Origin of the sequence: Pseudomonas sp. NPDC086251 (assembly GCF_044746405.1) — a bacterium.
Taxonomy (GTDB): Bacteria; Pseudomonadota; Gammaproteobacteria; order Pseudomonadales; family Pseudomonadaceae; genus Aquipseudomonas.
Window position 1 is genome coordinate 1 of the sequence record NZ_JBIVBY010000022.1, and the last position, 19,142, is coordinate 19,142.

Here is a 19,142-nt window from a genome sequence, read left to right on the forward strand (position 1 = left end):
ACGGCCGACAGGGATCATGGCATCGACAGCCTTGTAGCCAGTCTGTACAGGCTGGTCTACCGACTTACGCCAGATCACGCCTGGAGCAACTTTCTCGACCGCATCGGTCTCGGTGTTGTTCAGTGGACCTTTGCCATCAACCGGGTTACCCAGTGCGTCGACTACGCGACCCAGCAGTTCCTTACCCACCGGAACTTCGAGGATGCGGCCGGTGCACTTGGCGCTCATGCCTTCAGCCAGAGACTGGTAGGAGCCCAATACAACGGCGCCTACAGAGTCTTGCTCAAGGTTGAGGGCCATACCGAAGACGCCGCCCGGAAACTCGATCATCTCGCCGTACATTACGTCGGCCAGACCGTGAATCCGCACGATACCGTCAGATACGCTGACGACAGTGCCTTCGTTACGGGCTTGGGAGGTCACATCGAGCTTGTCGGTGCGGCCCTTGATAATTTCACTTATTTCGGAAGGATTGAGTTGCTGCATTGCTCTGCTGCCCCTTCAAACTCAAGATTTCAATGCTTCGGCAAGGTTCGCGAGTTTGCCGCGAACCGAGCCATCGATTACCAGGTCGCCGGCGCGGATGACAATGCCCCCAATAAGGGATTTGTCTTCCTCGACTTGCAGGCGCACTTCCCGGTTGAGTCGTGCACTGAGAACCTTGGCGAGTTTGTCTTGCTGTTCTTGGTTCAATGCAAAAGCACTGGTCACTTCAACGTCTACCGACTTCTCTTGTTCGGCCTTGTACAGGTCAAACAGAGCGGCGATCTCCGGCAATAGCGGGAGACGGTCGTTTTCGGCAACGACGTGAATGAAGTTCTGTGCCTTGGCATCAAACTTGTCGCCACACACGTCAATAAACGTGGTGGCCTTGTCTGCGCTCGTCAGTCGCGGGGCCTTGAGCACGCGCTGCATGGTGTCGTCTTGCGACACTGCTGCAGCCAGGCCGAGCATGGCTGACCAAGAGGCCAGTTGCTGGTGGGCCTGGGCGTGCTCGAAGGCTGCCTTAGCGTAAGGTCGGGCCAACGTGGTCAATTCTGCCATGATCGCCCTCGCTTAAATTTCAGCAGCCAGTTTGTTTACCAGCTCCGCGTGCGCGTTTTGATCGATTGTGGCACCCAGGATCTTCTCGGCGCCGCCAACGGCCAGTGCACCCAATTGGGCACGCAGCGCGTCTTTGACACTGTTCAGTTCCTGCTCGATCTCGGCCTGAGCCTGAACCTTCACACGGTCAGCGTCGATACGGGCTTTTTCAACAGCCTCTTCAACGATCTGGTTACCGCGTTTCTTGGCTTGCTCAATGATTTCAGCTGCCTGAGCTTTTGCTTCGCGCAGTTGATGACCCGCTTTCTCTTGGGCCAACTCCAGGTCGCGAGCTGCTCGGCTGGCAGCATCCAGTCCATCCGCGATCTTCTTCTGACGTTCGTGCAAAGCCGCGATGACCGGAGGCCACACGAACTTCATGCAAAACAGTACAAAAATGAAGAACGCAACGGACTGGCCAATCAGGGTTGCATTAATGTTCACGCCAACACCTCGCTCGTTCGTTGCACATCACACCAATTACTCGAAGGTTCGAGTAATTAGCCAGCGAGTTGACCAACGAATGGGTTCGCGAAAGTGAAGAACAGAGCGATACCAACACCGATCATGGTTACGGCGTCGAGCAGACCGGCAACGATGAACATTTTAACTTGCAGCATTGGAACCATCTCTGGCTGACGCGCTGCGCCTTCCAGGAACTTGCCACCCAACAGGCCGAAACCAATTGCGGTACCCAGTGCGCCCAGGCCGATCAACAGTGCAACAGCGATAGCGGTTAGACCAACTACAGTTTCCATCTTTCCTCCCGACTTTTACGTCGTATGGTTTAGGTTTTTTAGATTTTAAAGCGGTAAAACAAATCGTTTCATAGCCCTGTTCGGGCACCCACCCGTTTGACCGAGTGGGACATCAGACCAGTCGAGACTGGTCTTAATGGTTCTCTTCGTGCGCCATCGACAGGTAGACGATGGTCAGCATCATGAAGATAAACGCCTGCAGGGTGATGATCAGGATGTGGAACACAGCCCACGCCCACTGCAGAACTACGCCCAGGCCGCTAAGCCAGAGCAGACCACTGCCGAACATCACAGCAATCAGAATGAAGACCAGTTCGCCGGCGTACATGTTGCCGAACAGACGCAGTGCCAGCGAAATTGGCTTGGCGATCAGTGTCACGAACTCCAGCAGGAAGTTCACCGGAATCAGCAGGGCTTGAACGAAGATGTTCTTGCTGCCGAACGGGTGCAGGGTCAGTTCGCCGATGAAGCCGCCGATGCCCTTGACCTTGATGCTGTAGAAAATGATCAACGCGAACACCGACAGGGCCATGCCCAGGGTAGCGTTCGGGTCAGTGGTCGATACGGCACGGAACGGAATGTGCGAATCGCCAGTGATCAGGATGGCCAGCTGAGGAATCCAGTCGACAGGAATCAAGTCGACGGCGTTCATCAGGAAGACCCAGACGAAGATGGTCAGTGCCAACGGTGCAATCACCGGGCTACGGCCATGGAAGCTGTCTTTCACGCTGCCATCGACGAATTCGACCAATACTTCAACGAAGTTCTGCAAAGCACCCGGTTGCCCCGACGTCGCCTTTTTTGCCGCCATGCGGAAAAGAAGAACGAAGATCAGACCCAACGCGACCGACCAGCCGAGAGTATCGACGTGGAAAGCCCAGAAGCCCATTTCTTTGGCTTCTGCTGCGGTGTGGGCAAAGCCCCAGCCGCCGGTAGGATGCTGACCGAAGGTCAGGTTCTGCAAGTGGTGCTGGATATAGCCCGAAGCGGTTGTTTCTGCCATGGTTGCCTCAAACGCCCTAAGGTCTCGAAAGTCTTGTTCTCATCAGCAGGGGCGCGAACCAGCTGACCAGTTGGGTCAACACGAAGACGCCGAATACAGCTAGCGGCGCCAATGGCTTCACACCTGCAAACGTCAATGCAAAGAGCACTGCCGTCAAAATCAGTTTGCCCGCCTCACCGGCATAAAAAGACCGGACGATGGCTTGGGCTGCTCGGGCGCCGGAAAACCGAAATGCCCTATGAGCGAAATAAACATTGGGCAGCAAGGCTATCAGGCCTCCGCAAAGTCCCGAGTATCCGGCAACGACTCCATGCCAGTACCAGAGCGCCAAAGCGGCCAGTACCAAAACGACAAATTGAGCCAACAAGACCGGAAAAACTGCCAGGCGATGGAACGGCAAGCGGTTTGGCGTGCGGCTCTCCATCGTTTTTGCTCCCCAATGATCGGCTGCCAGAATTCAATAACTTGGCATAATTTGTGCCGACAAAATGCGCGCAGAGTATAGGGGCGGTTCTGCCCCTATTCAACTGTCAGGTAGTGATTTCCGACTGCTCGCTACATGAGGAAATGTTTCAGCGGATGTGTGCGAGCACACCTTGAAGCTCATCGAGGGAGTTGTAACCAATCACCAACTGCCCCTTCCCCTTTTTACCGTGTCGAATCTGCACCGCAGAGCCTAGGCGCTCGGCCAGACGCTGTTCGAGCCTTGCAATATCCGGGTCCGGCTTTACCGGTTCAGCAGGTTCCTGTTTGCCACTCAACCACTGGCGAACCAGTGCTTCAGTCTGGCGCACAGTCAGCCCCCGTGCGACAACGTGTCGCGCCCCTTCAACTTGTTGATTCTCCGGCAAACCGAGCAAAGCCCGGGCATGACCCATTTCCAGGTCGCCGTGGGACAGCATGGTCTTGATTACTTCCGGCAACGCGATCAAGCGTAGCAGGTTCGCCACGGTTACCCGGGATTTCCCCACCGCTTCGGCAACTTGTTGCTGAGTCAGCTGGAATTCCTGCTGCAAACGCTGCAAGGCCACGGCTTCTTCGATGGGATTGAGGTCTTCACGCTGGATGTTTTCGATCAGCGCCATGGCGATCGCGGTTTCATCCGGGACATCGCGCACCATCGCCGGGATGGTTTCCTGGCCAGCCTGTTGGCTGGCGCGCCAGCGGCGTTCGCCGGCGATGATTTCGAAGCGACCACTGCCAATCGGACGCACCACGATCGGCTGCATCACGCCCTGGGCCTTGATTGACTGCGCCAACTCTTCCAGCGCCTGGGGATCCATGTCCCGACGCGGCTGGTACTTGCCGCGCTGGATCAGGTCCAGGGGCAGGTGCTGTAGCTCACGCTGATCGGCTTGCACCGCTTGTTCTTCCAGCGAGCTGACAGTCGGACCACTCAGCAGTGCATCCAGTCCACGTCCGAGACCTCGTTTCTTGACGGCCATGGGGATTCCTTAAGTTGCCTGAGCAGCGGCGGTGCGTGAGTTTTTGCGTTGACGGCGAACCATCTCGCCCGCCAATGCCAGATAGGCAATGGCGCCCCGCGATGTCTTGTCGTAGGCCAACGCCGGCATGCCGTAGCTTGGCGCTTCGGCCAGGCGAATGTTGCGTGGAATTACGGTGTCGTACAGCTGTTCGCCGAAGTGTTCCTTGAGCTGCGCCGAAACGTCATTCATCAGGCTCAGGCGCGGGTCGTACATGGTCCGCAACAGACCTTCGACCTTGAGGTTGGGGTTCAGCAGTTCGGCGATGCGCTTGATGTTATCCACAAGGTCGCTCAAGCCTTCGAGTGCAAAGTACTCGCACTGCATGGGGATAATGACCCCGTCGGCAGCCACCAGGGCGTTGAGCGTCAGCATCGACAGCGACGGCGGGCAGTCGATCAAAATGTAATCGTAGTTTTCACGGATCGGCGCCAACGCACTGCGCAGGCGGCTTTCCTTCATCTGCATTTCCAGCAGGACCACTTCAGCCGCTGTCAGGTCACGGTTCGCCGGCAACAGTTGGTATCCACCGTGCTCGGAATAGTGCATGGCCTGGGCCAGATCGCATTCACCGATGAGCAGGTCGTAGACCGAGTTTTCCAGGCCGTGTTTATCCACACCGCTACCCATGGTGGCGTTGCCCTGTGGATCGAGATCGATCAACAGCACCCGACGCTTGGTAGCGACCAGGGAAGCTGCGAGGTTGATGCAGGTGGTGGTTTTACCCACACCACCTTTTTGGTTCGCTATCGCGAATACCTTAGCCATTCTTGCTTGTGTTCCCAATCATGCCGTGCGGCGCAGTATCAGCAGATGGCGTTGGCCTTGGCAACCAGGTACGGCCAGGGCGTGTTCGCTATCGAGGTGGAAGTCTGCCGGCAATGCTACCAGCTCATCGGCCGGATGAACGCCCTTCATTGCCAGCCAACGTGTTTCGGAGTCGCCGAGGTGGCGCGTCCAGTTGCTGAAGTTCTCCATGCTGCTGAAGGCCCGGGAAATGATCCCGTTGAACGGCTGTGCAGGCTGGAAGGCTTCGACGCGACTGTGGATAACATGCAGGTTATCCAGTTTGAGTTCGAGTTTGACTTGGGTCAGGAAGCGGGTTTTCTTGCCGTTGCTGTCCAGGCAAGTCACTTGCGACTCTGGAAACAGAATGGCCAACGGAATGCCCGGCATGCCGCCGCCACTGCCAACGTCCAGCCAGCGGCCGTTTTCGACGAATGACATCACGCTCAAACTATCGAGCAAATGACGGGAGACCATTTCGTCCGGATCGCGCACGGCGGTCAGGTTGTAAGCCTTGTTCCATTTTATCAACAGGGCCAGATAACCCAGCAGCTGCGCGTGCTGGGTTTCTGTCAGCGTGACACCGAGCTGGCGAGCACCTGTGGATAACTCTTCTGCGTGTTGCGAGGTGACCAACGAACTCAAGCGCTTTGCTCCAACTGACGGCCCGCGCCGCGTTTTTTCAAATGAATCATCAACAGCGAAATCGCTGCCGGCGTAACGCCCGGGATACGTGACGCCTGGCCCAATGTCTCTGGACGGGTCGCGCCGAGCTTGCTCTGGATCTCTTTGGAGAGACCGGAAATGTTGGTGTAATCGATATCCACAGGCAGTTTGGTGTCTTCGCTGGCCCGCAGACGTGCGATTTCATCCTGCTGGCGATCGATGTAGCCGGCATATTTGGTCTTGATTTCGACCTGCTCGGCGACCTGTGGATCTTCTGCGCCGCCACCGGTCACGGCGATCAGACCAGCGTAGTCGATTTCCGGACGGCTCAGCAGGTTGAGCAAGTTGTATTCATGGGTCAGCGGCGTACCGAACTTCTCGGAAATCGCATCGCCCTGCACGGTGCCCGGGCGAACCCAGGTACTTTTCAGGCGTTGCTCTTCGAGCGTGATGCTTTCGCGCTTGGTGCAGAACGCAGCCCAACGGGCATCATCGACCAGACCCAGTTCGCGACCTTTTTCGGTCAAGCGCAGGTCGGCGTTGTCTTCACGCAGGATCAGGCGGTACTCGGCACGGGAAGTAAACATCCGATACGGTTCCTGAGTACCCAGGGTAATCAGGTCATCGACCAACACCCCGATGTACGCCTCATCGCGACGCGGGCACCAGGCGTCTTTGCCCTGGGCGCGCAGTGCGGCGTTGGCTCCGGCCAGCAAACCCTGGGCGCCGGCTTCTTCGTAACCGGTGGTGCCGTTGATTTGCCCGGCGAAGAACAGACCGCCAATGACTTTGGTTTCCAGGCTGTACTTCAGGTCACGCGGGTCGAAGTAGTCGTACTCGATTGCGTAGCCCGGACGAACGATGTGCGCGTTTTCCATGCCGCGGATCGATTGCACGATCTGCAATTGCACGTCGAACGGCAAGGATGTGGATATCCCGTTCGGGTACAGCTCGTTGGTGGTCAGGCCTTCCGGTTCGATGAAGACCTGATGGCTTTCCTTGTCGGCAAAGCGGTGGATCTTGTCTTCGATCGACGGGCAGTAGCGCGGGCCAATGCCTTCGATCATCCCGTCATCGGAATACATCGGCGAACGGTCGAGGTTGGCGGCAATGATTTCGTGGGTGCGGGCGTTGGTGTGGGTAATCCAGCAGCTGACCTGTTTCGGATGCTGCTCTTTGGAACCCATGAACGACATCACCGGGATCGGTGTATCGCCGGCTTGCTCGGTCATGACCGAGAAATCCACAGAGCGACCGTCGATGCGCGGCGGTGTACCGGTTTTCAGGCGACCGACACGCAGTGGCAATTCACGCAGACGGTGAGCCAGGGCAATCGACGGCGGATCACCGGCACGGCCACCGGAAAAATTCTGCATGCCGATGTGGATAAGTCCGCCGAGGAAGGTACCGGTGGTCAACACCACGGAATCGGCGAGGAAACGCAGACCCATTTGGGTGACAACACCGCGCACTTGTTCCTGTTCAACGATCAGGTCGTCGGCAGCCTGTTGAAATATCCACAGGTTCGGCTGGTTTTCCAGGATTTCGCGGACAGCGGCCTTGTACAGCACCCGATCTGCCTGAGCGCGGGTTGCACGCACGGCCGGGCCTTTGCGGCTGTTCAACACGCGAAACTGGATACCACCCTTATCGGTCGCCATGGCCATCGCGCCGCCGAGGGCGTCGATTTCCTTGACCAGGTGGCTTTTGCCGATCCCACCGATGGCAGGGTTGCAACTCATGGCGCCGAGGGTTTCCACGTTATGCGTCAGCAACAGGGTTTTTGCCCCCATACGTGCTGACGCCAGTGCTGCCTCGGTACCGGCATGACCGCCGCCGATGACGATCACTTCAAAACGGGAAGGGAAATCCACCACGCACCTCGTGCCTGCTTCAGTTAGGTAATCCGGAATAGGTTGGTCTCAGGTTTTTGGACCTGGTCGGCAAGTATAGGGACTTCGCCCTTCCTAAAGAACCCTTTGCACAAAATTTAACCAGCTGTGGAGAAGTCGCGGTTATAGAAATTAAAAAGAGAGAAATTTATTAAATCTTTGTTTTTATGTTTATTTCTACTGAGGCACCTTTCTGTGGAAAGATCTCTACAGGCCTTTATATTCAATATGTACAGAGATTCAAAACCCTGTGGTCATGTGCCAAGGAGGCCCTTGGATAACCGCTTTAAGCCTGTGGATGAAAGGGGTGGTTATCCACAGAGGTGGTTATCTTCAGTTTTTAGGCCCTGTTATCAACTGCCCTTAGCGGCAGTTATTCACAGGGATTAATCCACAGAAATTCGCTGAATGAGCAAATTCCGGGCACGGAAAAACCGCTCAAGCAGAAAGAATCCGCTCGGCACTGGAAGAAAATTTAAGAGAAAGGAAGAAACAGACAGGCGCGAATGGCCTGCCTGTGGACAACCGAAGGGTTATTTACCGATGCAAAAGCTGGAAAAGATCCGTCCAAGCAGGTCATCGGAGCTGAATGCACCGGTGATTTCTCCCAACGCGTGCTGAGCCTGGCGCAAATCTTCGGCCAGCAGCTCACCGGCACCTGCCAGCGTCAGCTGTGCACGGCCATGCTCGAGGGAAGCACTGGCATGACGCAGCGCTTCAAGGTGACGCCTGCGAGCACTGAAGCTGCTTTCCGAGGTTTGTTCATAGCCCATGCAGGCCTTGAGATGGTCGCGCAGCAATTCCAGACCTTCGCCGGCAGACTTGGCGCTGAGGCTGATTGTCACGTGGCCATCCTGGCTGACTTCCAGGGCAATCGCTTCACCCGTGAGGTCAGCCTTGTTACGGATCAGCGTGACTTTGGCCGGATCGGGGCGGATTTCGAGGAATTCCGGCCATAACGCGAATGGATCAAGGGCTTCAGGTGCGGTGGCATCGACAACCAGCAGCACGCGATCTGCTTCGCCGATGGCTTTCAACGCCCGTTCCACACCGATTTTCTCGACGTGATCATCGGTATCGCGCAAACCTGCCGTGTCGACCACGTGCAACGGCATGCCATCGATGTGGATATGTTCGCGCAGAATGTCCCGGGTTGTGCCGGCAATCTCGGTGACGATCGCCGCTTCTCGACCCGCCAGCGCATTGAGCAAACTGGATTTGCCGGCGTTGGGTCGGCCGGCAATCACCACCGTCATGCCGTCACGCAACAAGGCACCCTGCCCGGCTTCTCGCAACACGGTGGATAACTCGTCACGCACTTTGTCGAGCATGCTCAGCACATGGCCATCGGCAAGGAAGTCTATTTCCTCTTCCGGAAAGTCGATCGCCGCTTCGACATAGATCCGCAATCCAATCAATTGCTCGGTGAGGTTATGCACACGTTCGGAAAACGCACCTTGCAAAGAACGCAGGGCATTTCGTGCCGCCTGTGCAGAACTCGCCTCGATCAAATCAGCAATGGCTTCGGCCTGGGCCAGGTCGAGCTTGTCGTTGAGAAAGGCACGCTCACTGAATTCACCCGGCCGGGCCAGACGGCAGCCCAGTTCCAGGCAACGCTTGAGCAGCATATCCAGGACAATCGGGCCGCCATGACCCTGGAGTTCCAGCACATCTTCACCGGTGAACGAGTTCGGTCCCGGGAAATACAGGGCAATGCCTTGATCCAGCACCTCATCGTTTTCACTGAGGAACGGGCCGTAATGGGCAAACCGTGGCTTGAGTTCTCGACCGCTGAAGGCCTTGGCCGCAACACTCGCCAGCGGCCCGGAAATACGGACGATGCCGACACCGCCGCGCCCTTGAGCGGTAGCAACGGCGGCGATGGTTTCACGAGGAACGCTCATAAACCGGTATCCAGACAAAAGTGACAGATAGCAAAACGCCCCACTAGGGGGCGTTTTGAGTGGTTATTCACAGTGTAAATCAGGCAGCCGCTTTGGTAGCCGCTTCGATTTTACGCGTGATGTACCACTGTTGGGCGATGGACAGGCAGTTGTTCACTACCCAGTACAGCACCAGACCAGCCGGGAACCACAGGAAGAAGAAGGTGAAGATGATTGGCATCAGCTTCATCACCTTGGCCTGCATCGGATCCGGAGGCGTCGGGTTCAACTGCTGCTGGATGAACATGGTTGCACCCATGATGATCGGCAGAATGAAGAACGGGTCCTTGATCGACAGGTCAGTAATCCACAGCATGAACGGCGCTTGGCGCATTTCGACGCTTTCCAGCAGAACCCAGTACAGCGAAAGGAAAACCGGCATCTGCACGAGGATTGGCAAGCAACCACCCAGCGGATTGATCTTCTCTTTCTTGTACAGCTCCATCATGGATTGCGACATTTTCTGCCGGTCGTCGCCATGTTGCTCTTTCAGCGCAGCCAGTTTCGGGGCCACTGCACGCATGCGAGCCATGGATTTGTAGCTGGCAGCCGACAGCGGGAAGAAAATCCCTTTGATCAGCATGGTCAGGAAGATGATCGACCAGCCCCAGTTACCGACCAGCGCGTGGATATGTTGCAGCAGCCAGAAGATTGGCTGGGCAATGAACCACAGGATGCCGTAGTCAACGGTCAGTTCCAGGCCTGGGGATAACTCTTTCAGCACAGCCTGGCTTTTCGGCCCGGCGTACAGAACGGCACTGGTCTCGGCTTTTGCACCTGGTGCAACGGTCATTGCCGGTGCGGTGTAACCGATGATGTAGTTGCCTTTGCTGTCTTTACGGGTCTGGACGACGTTGTTTTCGCCCTTCGCCGGAATCCACGCGGTCACGAAGTAGTGTTGCAACCAGGCAACCCAACCACCGTTGACGGTTTCTTTCAGCTGAGCCTTGTCCATGTCCTTCATCGACACTTTCTTGTACGGCTCGTTACTTGTCCACAGGGCGGCGCCCAGGTAAGTCGCGGTGCCGGTGGCCGTGCTGGAAGAAGGATCGGAGCTGGCGTCACGCTTCAACTGCGCGAACATTGCACCGGACCAGGGCTGAGCGCTCTGGTTGTCGATCAAGTAGGAAACGGTTACGTCATACAGGCCGCGTTTCAGGGTGAAACGCTTGATGTAGTTGACGCCGTCCTTGCTGAACTTCAGGTCTACGACCAATTGGTCCTGACCGTCAGCCAGTTGGTAAACCTTCTTCTCCGAGGAGTAAACCGGACGACCGGCAGGACTTGCGTCCGGACCGTTGGTGCCGATCAAACCGCTTTGAGCCAGATAAGTCCGCTCGTTGCCGTTATCGAACAACTGGAATGGAATGTCCGGATGGTCCTGGCGACGTGGATACAGCGGCAGTGTCAACTGGGCAACATCGCCACCTTGTGGATCGACGGCCAGGTTGAGCACATCCGTTTTGATCTGGATGAGGTCTTTGCTTGCAGCTACTGGTGTTTCAGTAGGTGCAGTTGCACTGGTATCGCTTGCGGCGCGTGGAATGTCGTCACTGACAGAAGCATTATTGCCAGTCGCCGTATCCGGTAGGCCCGGTGCGGAAGTACTGGAAGCAACATTCTGAGTCGGCAGGGCAGCCTGGCCATAGTCCTGGTTCCATTTAAGAACCATAACGTAGGACACGATTGCCAGGGCGACGATCAGGATCGTGCGTTTGATATCCATGATTACTCGGCCATCGAAGAAGAACGGGAGGTAGGGATAGATATATATGGAACCGGGTCATAACCACCGGGATTCCACGGATGACAGCGACCTAAACGACGAAAGGCCAGCCAGCCACCGCGCAGAAGGCCATGATTTTCTATGGCTTCATACGCGTAGCAGGAACAACTGGGGTAGAAACGACAGTGACTGGCCATCAGGGGACTAATGGCATAGCGATAAAACTGGATCGGAACGAGTGCCAGTTTACGCATCGGGACTGTCTACCCCTACAGTTTCGGTTTTGACTGCTGGTACCGGCGTGCTGCGTGCCAGACGCTTCCAGAGTTTGCCGAAATGCTGAATCAATTCGGGGTTTTCTACGTCACCCAAACCTTTGCGCGCGACGATAACGATGTCCCAACCGACCAGTGAATCCTGGTGCAGCCGAAACGATTCGCGCATCAGACGTTTGAGGCGATTGCGCTCGACGGAGAGCTTTACGCTCTTTTTCCCGATAACCAGCCCGAGACGGGGGTGATCAAGATCGTTGTTGCGCGCAAGGAGCAGGAGATTTTTCCCCGGAACCTTGCCGGTAGGGGAGTCAAAGACTGCCTTGAAATGCCGGGGGGTAAGCAGACGCTTTTCCCGACTGAAGTCCTGACTCACCTCCAGTGCCGGATTATCAAACTGCCAGACGCGCACGACCTTTGGCGCGACGACGCGACAGGACGGCACGACCGTTCTTGGTAGCCATGCGAGCACGGAAACCGTGGGTACGAGCGCGTTTGATAGTGCTTGGTTGGAAAGTACGTTTCATTGTCGTGTTACCTGGTTCGTCCACAACGGGCCGGAATGGCCCCCGTTTTAAGAGACCGGGGATTCTAGAGAAAGCAAGCCTCTAGGTCAATTTCCAACCAGCGTTTCCTTATAAATAGATCTCCAGCTGCTTTTCTCGTATGCAGGCTTCGGTAGATATAAAAATAAAGAAGGAAAGTATTTAAAGCTTTTCTGTAAAGCTTATAAAAGCTAGGCCCACGGTCTTCTGTGGATAACTGCCTTGAGCCCTTGTATGTCGTGATGTACAGAGAATGACAACTACGGTGGAAAACAGGGGGCAGCCTGTGCTGCGCTGTCGGATAACCTGTGTGTGAAAGGGCTACTTATCCACAGGCCAGTTATCCACCGAGTTTCGCCCCCACTTGTACAACGAGCTTAGACCCGGTTATCCACAGAGCTTATGCACAGACCATTGGTCGTCTTTTTTGCGTATAAAGCGTTGATTCTTCTTGGGTGGTGAACAACCTACGTGTGGATAAGTCGGCGTCTGATCGTTACAATGGCCGCTTGTTTTTGCCTCACCGGCTTTCAACTTAGGGGATATCCGTGTCAGTGGAACTTTGGCAGCAGTGCGTGGAGCTTTTGCGCGATGAGCTGCCTGCCCAACAATTCAACACTTGGATCCGTCCACTACAGGTCGAAGCCGAAGGCGACGAGTTGCGTGTCTACGCACCGAATCGTTTTGTTCTCGACTGGGTCAACGAAAAGTACCTGGGGCGTGTCCTTGAACTGCTCGATGAGCACGGCAATGGCATGGCGCCGGCGCTGTCCTTATTAATAGGCAGCAAGCGCAGTTCGGCACCGCGTGCCGCCCCGAATGCTCCGTTGGCCGCCGCTGCGTCCCAGGCTCAGGCTGCTCAAGCACCGGTCAGCGCTCCGGCGCCCGCCCCGACAGCTGCGCCGACCAAGCGTGCGACACAAAAAGTCGCCGAGGTCAGCGAAGAGCCGTCCCGCGACAGCTTCGACCCCATGGCCGGTGCCAGTTCGCAACAGGCGCCGGTTCGCGCCGAACAGCGCACCGTGCAGGTTGAAGGCGCGCTCAAGCACACCAGTTACCTGAACCGCACCTTTACCTTCGAGAATTTCGTCGAGGGTAAGTCCAACCAATTGGCCCGGGCTGCGGCCTGGCAGGTGGCGGACAACCCCAAGCACGGTTACAACCCGCTCTTCCTTTATGGAGGCGTCGGCTTGGGTAAAACCCACTTGATGCACGCGGTGGGTAACCACCTATTAAAGAAGAACCCGAATGCCAAGGTCGTGTACCTGCATTCCGAGCGTTTCGTGGCCGACATGGTCAAGGCGCTGCAACTGAATGCCATCAATGAATTCAAGCGCTTCTACCGTTCGGTGGATGCGTTGCTGATCGATGACATTCAGTTCTTCGCTCGCAAGGAACGTTCCCAGGAAGAATTTTTCCACACCTTCAACGCCCTGCTTGAAGGTGGCCAGCAGGTCATTCTCACGAGTGACCGCTACCCGAAGGAAATCGAAGGCCTTGAAGAGCGCCTCAAATCCCGCTTTGGCTGGGGCCTGACGGTTGCCGTCGAGCCGCCGGAGCTGGAAACCCGCGTGGCGATCCTGATGAAAAAGGCCGACCAGGCCAAAGTCGATCTGCCACACGATGCGGCGTTCTTCATCGCCCAGCGCATTCGCTCCAACGTTCGTGAGCTGGAAGGCGCGCTTAAACGCGTGATCGCCCACTCGCACTTCATGGGCCGCGACATCACCATCGAGCTGATTCGCGAATCCCTGAAAGACTTGTTGGCGCTGCAAGATAAACTGGTCTCTGTGGATAACATTCAGCGCACGGTCGCCGAGTACTACAAGATCAAGATCTCCGACTTGCTGTCCAAGCGTCGTTCACGCTCGGTGGCTCGTCCGCGTCAGGTGGCCATGGCGTTGTCCAAAGAGCTGACCAACCACAGCCTGCCGGAAATCGGCGATGTGTTTGGCGGTCGCGACCATACGACTGTGTTGCACGCGTGCCGCAAGATCAACGAACTTAAGGAATCCGACGCGGACATCCGCGAGGACTACAAGAACCTGCTGCGTACACTGACCACTTGATGAACACCAGCGCAGCTTTTAAGGCAAGGGACTAGACCATGCATTTCACCATTCAACGCGAAGCCCTGTTGAAACCCCTGCAACTGGTCGCAGGCGTCGTCGAGCGCCGACAGACCTTGCCGGTGCTCTCCAATGTGCTGCTGGTTGTCGAAGGCCAGCAATTGTCGCTGACCGGTACCGACCTGGAAGTCGAGCTGGTCGGTCGTGTACAACTTGAAGAGCCGGCTGATCCAGGTTCCATCACCGTGCCTGCGCGCAAGCTGATGGACATCTGCAAAAGCCTGCCGAACGATGCCCTGATCGACATCAAGGTTGATGAGCAGAAGCTCGTGGTGAAAGCTGGCCGTAGCCGCTTCACCCTGTCGACCTTGCCGGCCAATGATTTCCCGACCGTGGAAGAAGGTCCTGGCTCGCTGACGTGCAGCCTGGAGCAAAGCAAGCTGCGTCGTTTGATCGAACGCACCAGCTTCGCCATGGCTCAGCAGGACGTGCGTTACTACCTGAACGGTATGTTGCTGGAAGTCTCTGCCGGCATCATCCGCGCCGTGGCCACCGACGGTCATCGTCTGGCCATGTGCTCGATGCAGGCCGATATCGGTCAGCCGGATCGCCACCAGGTGATCGTGCCGCGCAAGGGTATCCTTGAGCTGGCGCGCCTGCTGACCGAACCGGACGGCCTCGTCAGCATCGTGCTGGGTCAACACCATATCCGCGCCACCACCGGCGAGTTCACCTTCACCTCGAAACTGGTCGACGGTAAATTCCCTGACTACGAGCGCGTTCTGCCTAAAGGTGGCGACAAGCTGGTGCTCGGCGACCGTCAGGCGCTGCGTGAAGCCTTCAGCCGTACCGCGATTCTATCTAACGAGAAGTACCGCGGTATCCGTCTGCAACTGGCCAACGGTCAACTGAAGATTCAGGCGAACAACCCTGAGCAGGAAGAAGCGGAAGAAGAAGTGGGCGTTGAGTACAACGGTGGCTCCCTGGAAATCGGCTTCAACGTGAGCTATCTGCTCGACGTGCTGGGCGTGATGACCACTGAGCAGGTTCGACTGATCCTGTCCGACTCCAACAGCAGCGCGCTGGTGCAAGAGTCCGACAACGACGACTCGGCCTACGTTGTCATGCCGATGCGTCTGTAATCATGTTCAGCAGAAGCTAGATGTCCTTAAGTCGCGTCTCGGTCACCGCGGTGCGCAATCTGCACCCGGTGACTTTCTTCCCTTCCCCCCGAATCAATATTCTTTACGGCGCCAACGGCAGCGGCAAAACCAGTGTTCTGGAAGCCATTCACCTGCTGGGGCTTGCCCGTTCGTTTCGTAGCAGCCGTCTATTACCGGTGATTCAGTACGAGCAGCTGGCGTGCACGGTGTTTGGTCAGGTGGAATTGGCCGAGGGCGGGCACAGTGCGCTGGGGATATCTCGCGACCGTCAGGGCGAGTTTCAGATCCGCATTGACGGGCAGAACGCCCGAAGCGCTGCGCAGTTGGCAGAGATCCTGCCGTTGCAGCTGATCAACCCTGACAGCTTCCGGCTATTGGAAGGGGCGCCGAAGATTCGCAGACAGTTCCTCGACTGGGGCGTGTTCCACGTGGAACCGCGATTCATGTCCACCTGGCAGCGCTTGCAGAAGGCCCTGCGCCAGAGAAACTCTTGGCTGCGGCATGGTACACTTGACGCCGTTTCGCAAGCGGTTTGGGACAGGGAACTGTGCCAGGCCAGCGCTGAAATTGATGAATACCGCCGCGCTTACATCAAAGCCTTGAAACCAGTCTTTGAACAGACCTTGAGCGAACTGGTTGAGCTCGAGGGTTTAACGCTCAGCTATTACCGAGGTTGGGACAAAGACCGCGAGCTGAGTGCTGTACTCGCCGGGTCCCTGCAGCGGGATCAGCAAATGGGTCATACCCAGGCCGGACCACAACGCGCTGATTTGCGTCTTAGATTGGGCGCTCATAACGCCGCGGACATCTTGTCCCGGGGTCAGCAGAAGTTGGTGGTCTGTGCATTGCGGATCGCCCAGGGGCACTTGGTCAGCCAGGCCCGACGCGGCCAGTGTATTTATCTGGTGGATGACTTGCCGTCCGAACTGGACGAGCAACACCGCCGTGCGCTTTGCCGCTTGCTGGAAGACTTACGCTGCCAGGTGTTTATCACCTGTGTAGATCACGAATTATTGAGGGAAGGCTGGCAGACGGAAACGCCAGTCGCTCTGTTCCACGTGGAACAGGGCCGTATCACCCAGACCCACGACCATCGGGAGTGAAGGCATTGAGCGAAGAAAATACGTACGACTCAACGAGCATTAAAGTGCTGAAAGGCCTGGATGCCGTACGCAAACGTCCCGGTATGTACATTGGTGACACCGACGATGGCAGCGGTCTCCACCACATGGTGTTCGAAGTGGTCGATAACTCGATCGACGAAGCTCTCGCCGGCCACTGCGACGACATCAGCATCATCATCCACCCGGACGAATCCATCACCGTTCGCGACAACGGTCGTGGCATCCCGGTAGACGTGCACAAAGAAGAAGGCGTTTCGGCAGCCGAGGTCATCATGACCGTGCTGCACGCCGGCGGTAAGTTCGACGACAACTCCTACAAAGTATCCGGCGGCCTGCACGGCGTAGGTGTGTCGGTAGTGAATGCTCTGTCGGAAGAGCTGGTCCTGACCGTTCGCCGCAGCGGCAAGATCTGGGAACAGACCTACATCCACGGTGTTCCGAAAGAGCCGATGAAAATCGTCGGTGAAAGCGAAACCACCGGTACCCAGATCCACTTCAAGCCATCCGACCTGACCTTCAAGAACATCCACTTCAGCTGGGACATCCTGGCCAAGCGGATTCGTGAACTGTCCTTCCTCAACTCCGGTGTCGGCATCGTCCTCAAGGATGAACGCAGCGGCAAGGAAGAGCTATTCAAATACGAAGGCGGCCTGCGTGCGTTCGTTGAATACTTGAACACCAACAAGACTCCGGTCAACCAGGTGTTCCACTTCAACATCCAGCGTGAAGACGGCATCGGCGTGGAAATCGCCCTGCAGTGGAACGACAGCTTCAACGAGAACCTGTTGTGCTTCACCAACAACATTCCACAGCGCGATGGCGGTACTCACCTGGTGGGTTTCCGTTCCGCACTGACGCGTAACCTGAACACCTACATCGAAGCTGAGGGCCTGGCGAAGAAGCACAAAGTCGCCACCACCGGTGATGACGCCCGTGAAGGCCTGACCGCGATTATTTCGGTGAAAGTCCCGGATCCGAAGTTCAGCTCCCAGACCAAAGACAAGCTGGTTTCTTCCGAAGTGAAGACCGCGGTTGAACAGGAAATGGGCAAGTACTTCTCCGACTTCCTCCTGGAAAACCCGAACGAAGCCAAGCTGGTCGTCGGCAAGATGATCGACGCGGCGCGTGCTCGTGAGGCGGCGCGCAAGGCCCGTGAGATGACCCGCCGCAAAGGCGCGCTGGACATCGCCGGCCTGCCGGGCAAACTGGCTGACTGCCAGGAAAAAGACCCTGCCCTGTCCGAACTGTACCTCGTGGAAGGTGACTCTGCTGGCGGCTCCGCCAAGCAGGGACGAAACCGTCGGACCCAGGCCATCCTGCCGTTGAAGGGCAAGATCCTCAACGTCGAGAAAGCACGCTTCGACAAGATGATCTCTTCGCAAGAAGTGGGCACCTTGATCACCGCGCTGGGCTGCGGCATCGGCCGTGACGAGTACAACATCGCCAAGTTGCGTTACCACAACATCATCATCATGACCGATGCTGACGTCGACGGTTCGCACATCCGTACCCTGCTGCTGACCTTCTTCTTCCGTCAGTTGCCGGAACTGATCGAGCGCGGCTACATCTACATCGCCCAGCCGCCGTTGTACAAGGTCAAGAAAGGCAAGCAGGAGCAATACATCAAAGACGACGACGCCATGGAAGAGTACATGACGCAGTCGGCCCTGGAGGATGCGAGCCTGCACCTGAACGAGGACGCGCCGGGTATTTCCGGACCTGCCCTTGAGCGCCTGGTGAATGACTTCCGCCTGGTGATGAAGACCCTCAAGCGTCTGTCGCGCCTGTACCCACAGGAACTGACCGAGCACTTCATCTACCTGCCGGCGGTAAGCCTGGAACAACTGTCCGATCACGCAGCGATGCAGGATTGGATGGCTCAGTACGAAGTTCGCCTGCGCACTGTCGAGAAGTCCGGCCTGGTCTACAAAGCCAGCCTGCGTGAAGACCGTGAACGTAACGTCTGGCTGCCAGAGGTCGAACTGATCTCCCACGGCCTGTCGAACTACGTCACCTTCAACCGCGACTTCTTCGGCAGCAACGATTACAAGACCGTTGTTTCCCTGGGCGCTCAACTGAGCACCTTGCTGGACGACGGCGCGTACATCCAGCGTGGCGAGCGCAAGAAGCCGGTCACCGAGTTCAAGGAAGCCCTTGAATGGCTGATGGCGGAAAGCACCAAGCGTCACACCATCCAGCGATACAAAGGTCTGGGTGAAATGAACCCGGATCAGCTGTGGGAAACCACCATGGACCCCGCTCAGCGCCGGATGCTCAAAGTGACCATCGAAGACGCCATTGGCGCAGACCAGATCTTCAACACCCTGATGGGTGATGCGGTCGAACCTCGTCGGGACTTCATCGAAAGCAACGCCTTGGCGGTATCCAACCTGGACTTCTGATTCCAGGTCACCGACCAAACAAAAAAAAGGCCAACGCACCTGTGTTGGCCTTTTTATTTGTCGAAAGAAAAGATCGCAGACTTCGATTCTAGTGGTCGGAGCAACGCCTCTGTTTCACTCACGATCCACTGTGTACAACGACTGAAACAGCCACATCGCAGGCATAAAAAAACCGGCTATATCAGCCGGTTTTTTTGCGCCCGAAAAAAACTTATGCACCATTTCC

Annotated in this window: 18 protein-coding genes and 1 pseudogene; 4 read left to right on the top strand and 15 right to left on the bottom strand. The window is 56.7% G+C overall.

The window, feature by feature from the left end:
• From ACIPL2_RS23485 to rpmH, 15 genes and pseudogenes are all read right to left on the bottom strand, one after another.
• Positions 1-486 (bottom strand): annotated as a pseudogene (locus tag ACIPL2_RS23485) (F0F1 ATP synthase subunit alpha); the annotation flags it as partial.
• A 21-nt stretch (positions 487-507) separates the two neighbouring features.
• Positions 508-1,044 (bottom strand): F0F1 ATP synthase subunit delta, encoded by a 537-nt coding sequence (locus tag ACIPL2_RS23490; RefSeq protein WP_401360294.1) that lies wholly within the window; start codon positions 1,042-1,044, stop codon positions 508-510.
• 12 nt (positions 1,045-1,056) lie between these two features.
• Complete coding sequence (locus tag ACIPL2_RS23495; protein ID WP_008155711.1) at positions 1,057-1,527, bottom strand: F0F1 ATP synthase subunit B; 471 nt, start codon at positions 1,525-1,527, stop codon at positions 1,057-1,059.
• Positions 1,528-1,583: 56 nt separating this feature from the next.
• Positions 1,584-1,841 carry a F0F1 ATP synthase subunit C gene (gene atpE, locus ACIPL2_RS23500; RefSeq protein ID WP_002555987.1) on the bottom strand — a complete coding sequence of 86 codons (258 nt, stop codon included), beginning with the start codon at positions 1,839-1,841 and terminating at the stop codon, positions 1,584-1,586.
• Between the two features lie 133 nt (positions 1,842-1,974).
• Positions 1,975-2,844 carry a F0F1 ATP synthase subunit A gene (gene atpB / locus ACIPL2_RS23505; RefSeq protein ID WP_074872208.1) on the bottom strand — a complete coding sequence of 290 codons (870 nt, stop codon included), beginning with the start codon at positions 2,842-2,844 and terminating at the stop codon, positions 1,975-1,977.
• Between the two features lie 16 nt (positions 2,845-2,860).
• Positions 2,861-3,268 carry a F0F1 ATP synthase subunit I gene (locus ACIPL2_RS23510; RefSeq protein WP_007948092.1) on the bottom strand — a complete coding sequence of 136 codons (408 nt, stop codon included), beginning with the start codon at positions 3,266-3,268 and terminating at the stop codon, positions 2,861-2,863.
• Positions 3,269-3,416: 148 nt separating this feature from the next.
• A complete protein-coding gene (locus ACIPL2_RS23515; RefSeq protein ID WP_008027541.1) occupies positions 3,417-4,289 on the bottom strand; it encodes a ParB/RepB/Spo0J family partition protein in 873 nt (290 codons plus the stop codon).
• 9 nt (positions 4,290-4,298) lie between these two features.
• Positions 4,299-5,096: a ParA family protein gene (locus ACIPL2_RS23520; RefSeq protein ID WP_027926208.1), complete on the bottom strand. Its 798-nt coding sequence runs from the start codon at positions 5,094-5,096 to the stop codon at positions 4,299-4,301.
• 18 nt (positions 5,097-5,114) lie between these two features.
• A complete protein-coding gene (rsmG, locus tag ACIPL2_RS23525) occupies positions 5,115-5,759 on the bottom strand; it encodes a 16S rRNA (guanine(527)-N(7))-methyltransferase RsmG (RefSeq protein ID WP_401360298.1) in 645 nt (214 codons plus the stop codon).
• Positions 5,756-7,654, bottom strand: coding sequence for a tRNA uridine-5-carboxymethylaminomethyl(34) synthesis enzyme MnmG (gene mnmG / locus ACIPL2_RS23530; RefSeq protein WP_401360300.1), 1,899 nt, complete (start codon positions 7,652-7,654; stop codon positions 5,756-5,758). The genes rsmG and mnmG overlap by 4 nt, the downstream gene beginning before the upstream one ends.
• 551 nt (positions 7,655-8,205) lie before the next feature.
• Entirely contained in the window at positions 8,206-9,576 is a 1,371-nt protein-coding gene (mnmE, locus tag ACIPL2_RS23535) for a tRNA uridine-5-carboxymethylaminomethyl(34) synthesis GTPase MnmE (RefSeq protein WP_401360302.1), read from the bottom strand.
• A gap of 79 nt (positions 9,577-9,655) precedes the next feature.
• Entirely contained in the window at positions 9,656-11,341 is a 1,686-nt protein-coding gene (yidC, locus tag ACIPL2_RS23540) for a membrane protein insertase YidC (RefSeq protein WP_401360304.1), read from the bottom strand.
• A 2-nt stretch (positions 11,342-11,343) separates the two neighbouring features.
• Positions 11,344-11,595, bottom strand: a complete 252-nt coding sequence (gene yidD / locus ACIPL2_RS23545; RefSeq protein WP_401360306.1) for a membrane protein insertion efficiency factor YidD — start codon at positions 11,593-11,595, stop codon at positions 11,344-11,346.
• Positions 11,588-11,989 carry a ribonuclease P protein component gene (rnpA, locus tag ACIPL2_RS23550; protein WP_027926203.1) on the bottom strand — a complete coding sequence of 134 codons (402 nt, stop codon included), beginning with the start codon at positions 11,987-11,989 and terminating at the stop codon, positions 11,588-11,590. The genes yidD and rnpA overlap by 8 nt, the downstream gene beginning before the upstream one ends.
• 16 nt (positions 11,990-12,005) lie before the next feature.
• On the bottom strand, positions 12,006-12,140 hold the full coding sequence (gene rpmH / locus ACIPL2_RS23555) for a 50S ribosomal protein L34 (protein ID WP_003213577.1): 135 nt from the start codon (positions 12,138-12,140) through the stop codon (positions 12,006-12,008).
• A 566-nt stretch (positions 12,141-12,706) separates the two neighbouring features.
• Here rpmH and dnaA point away from each other — a divergent pair.
• From dnaA to gyrB, 4 genes are read left to right on the top strand one after another with little or no spacing between them, the layout of a single operon-like run.
• Positions 12,707-14,227 (top strand): chromosomal replication initiator protein DnaA, encoded by a 1,521-nt coding sequence (gene dnaA / locus ACIPL2_RS23560; protein ID WP_059403762.1) that lies wholly within the window; start codon positions 12,707-12,709, stop codon positions 14,225-14,227.
• Between the two features lie 38 nt (positions 14,228-14,265).
• Positions 14,266-15,369, top strand: a complete 1,104-nt coding sequence (gene dnaN / locus ACIPL2_RS23565; protein WP_059403761.1) for a DNA polymerase III subunit beta — start codon at positions 14,266-14,268, stop codon at positions 15,367-15,369.
• Between the two features lie 20 nt (positions 15,370-15,389).
• A complete protein-coding gene (gene recF / locus ACIPL2_RS23570; protein ID WP_401360309.1) occupies positions 15,390-16,493 on the top strand; it encodes a DNA replication/repair protein RecF in 1,104 nt (367 codons plus the stop codon).
• Between the two features lie 5 nt (positions 16,494-16,498).
• Entirely contained in the window at positions 16,499-18,916 is a 2,418-nt protein-coding gene (gene gyrB, locus ACIPL2_RS23575) for a DNA topoisomerase (ATP-hydrolyzing) subunit B (protein ID WP_401360311.1), read from the top strand.
• Positions 18,917-19,142: the final 226 nt, after the last annotated feature.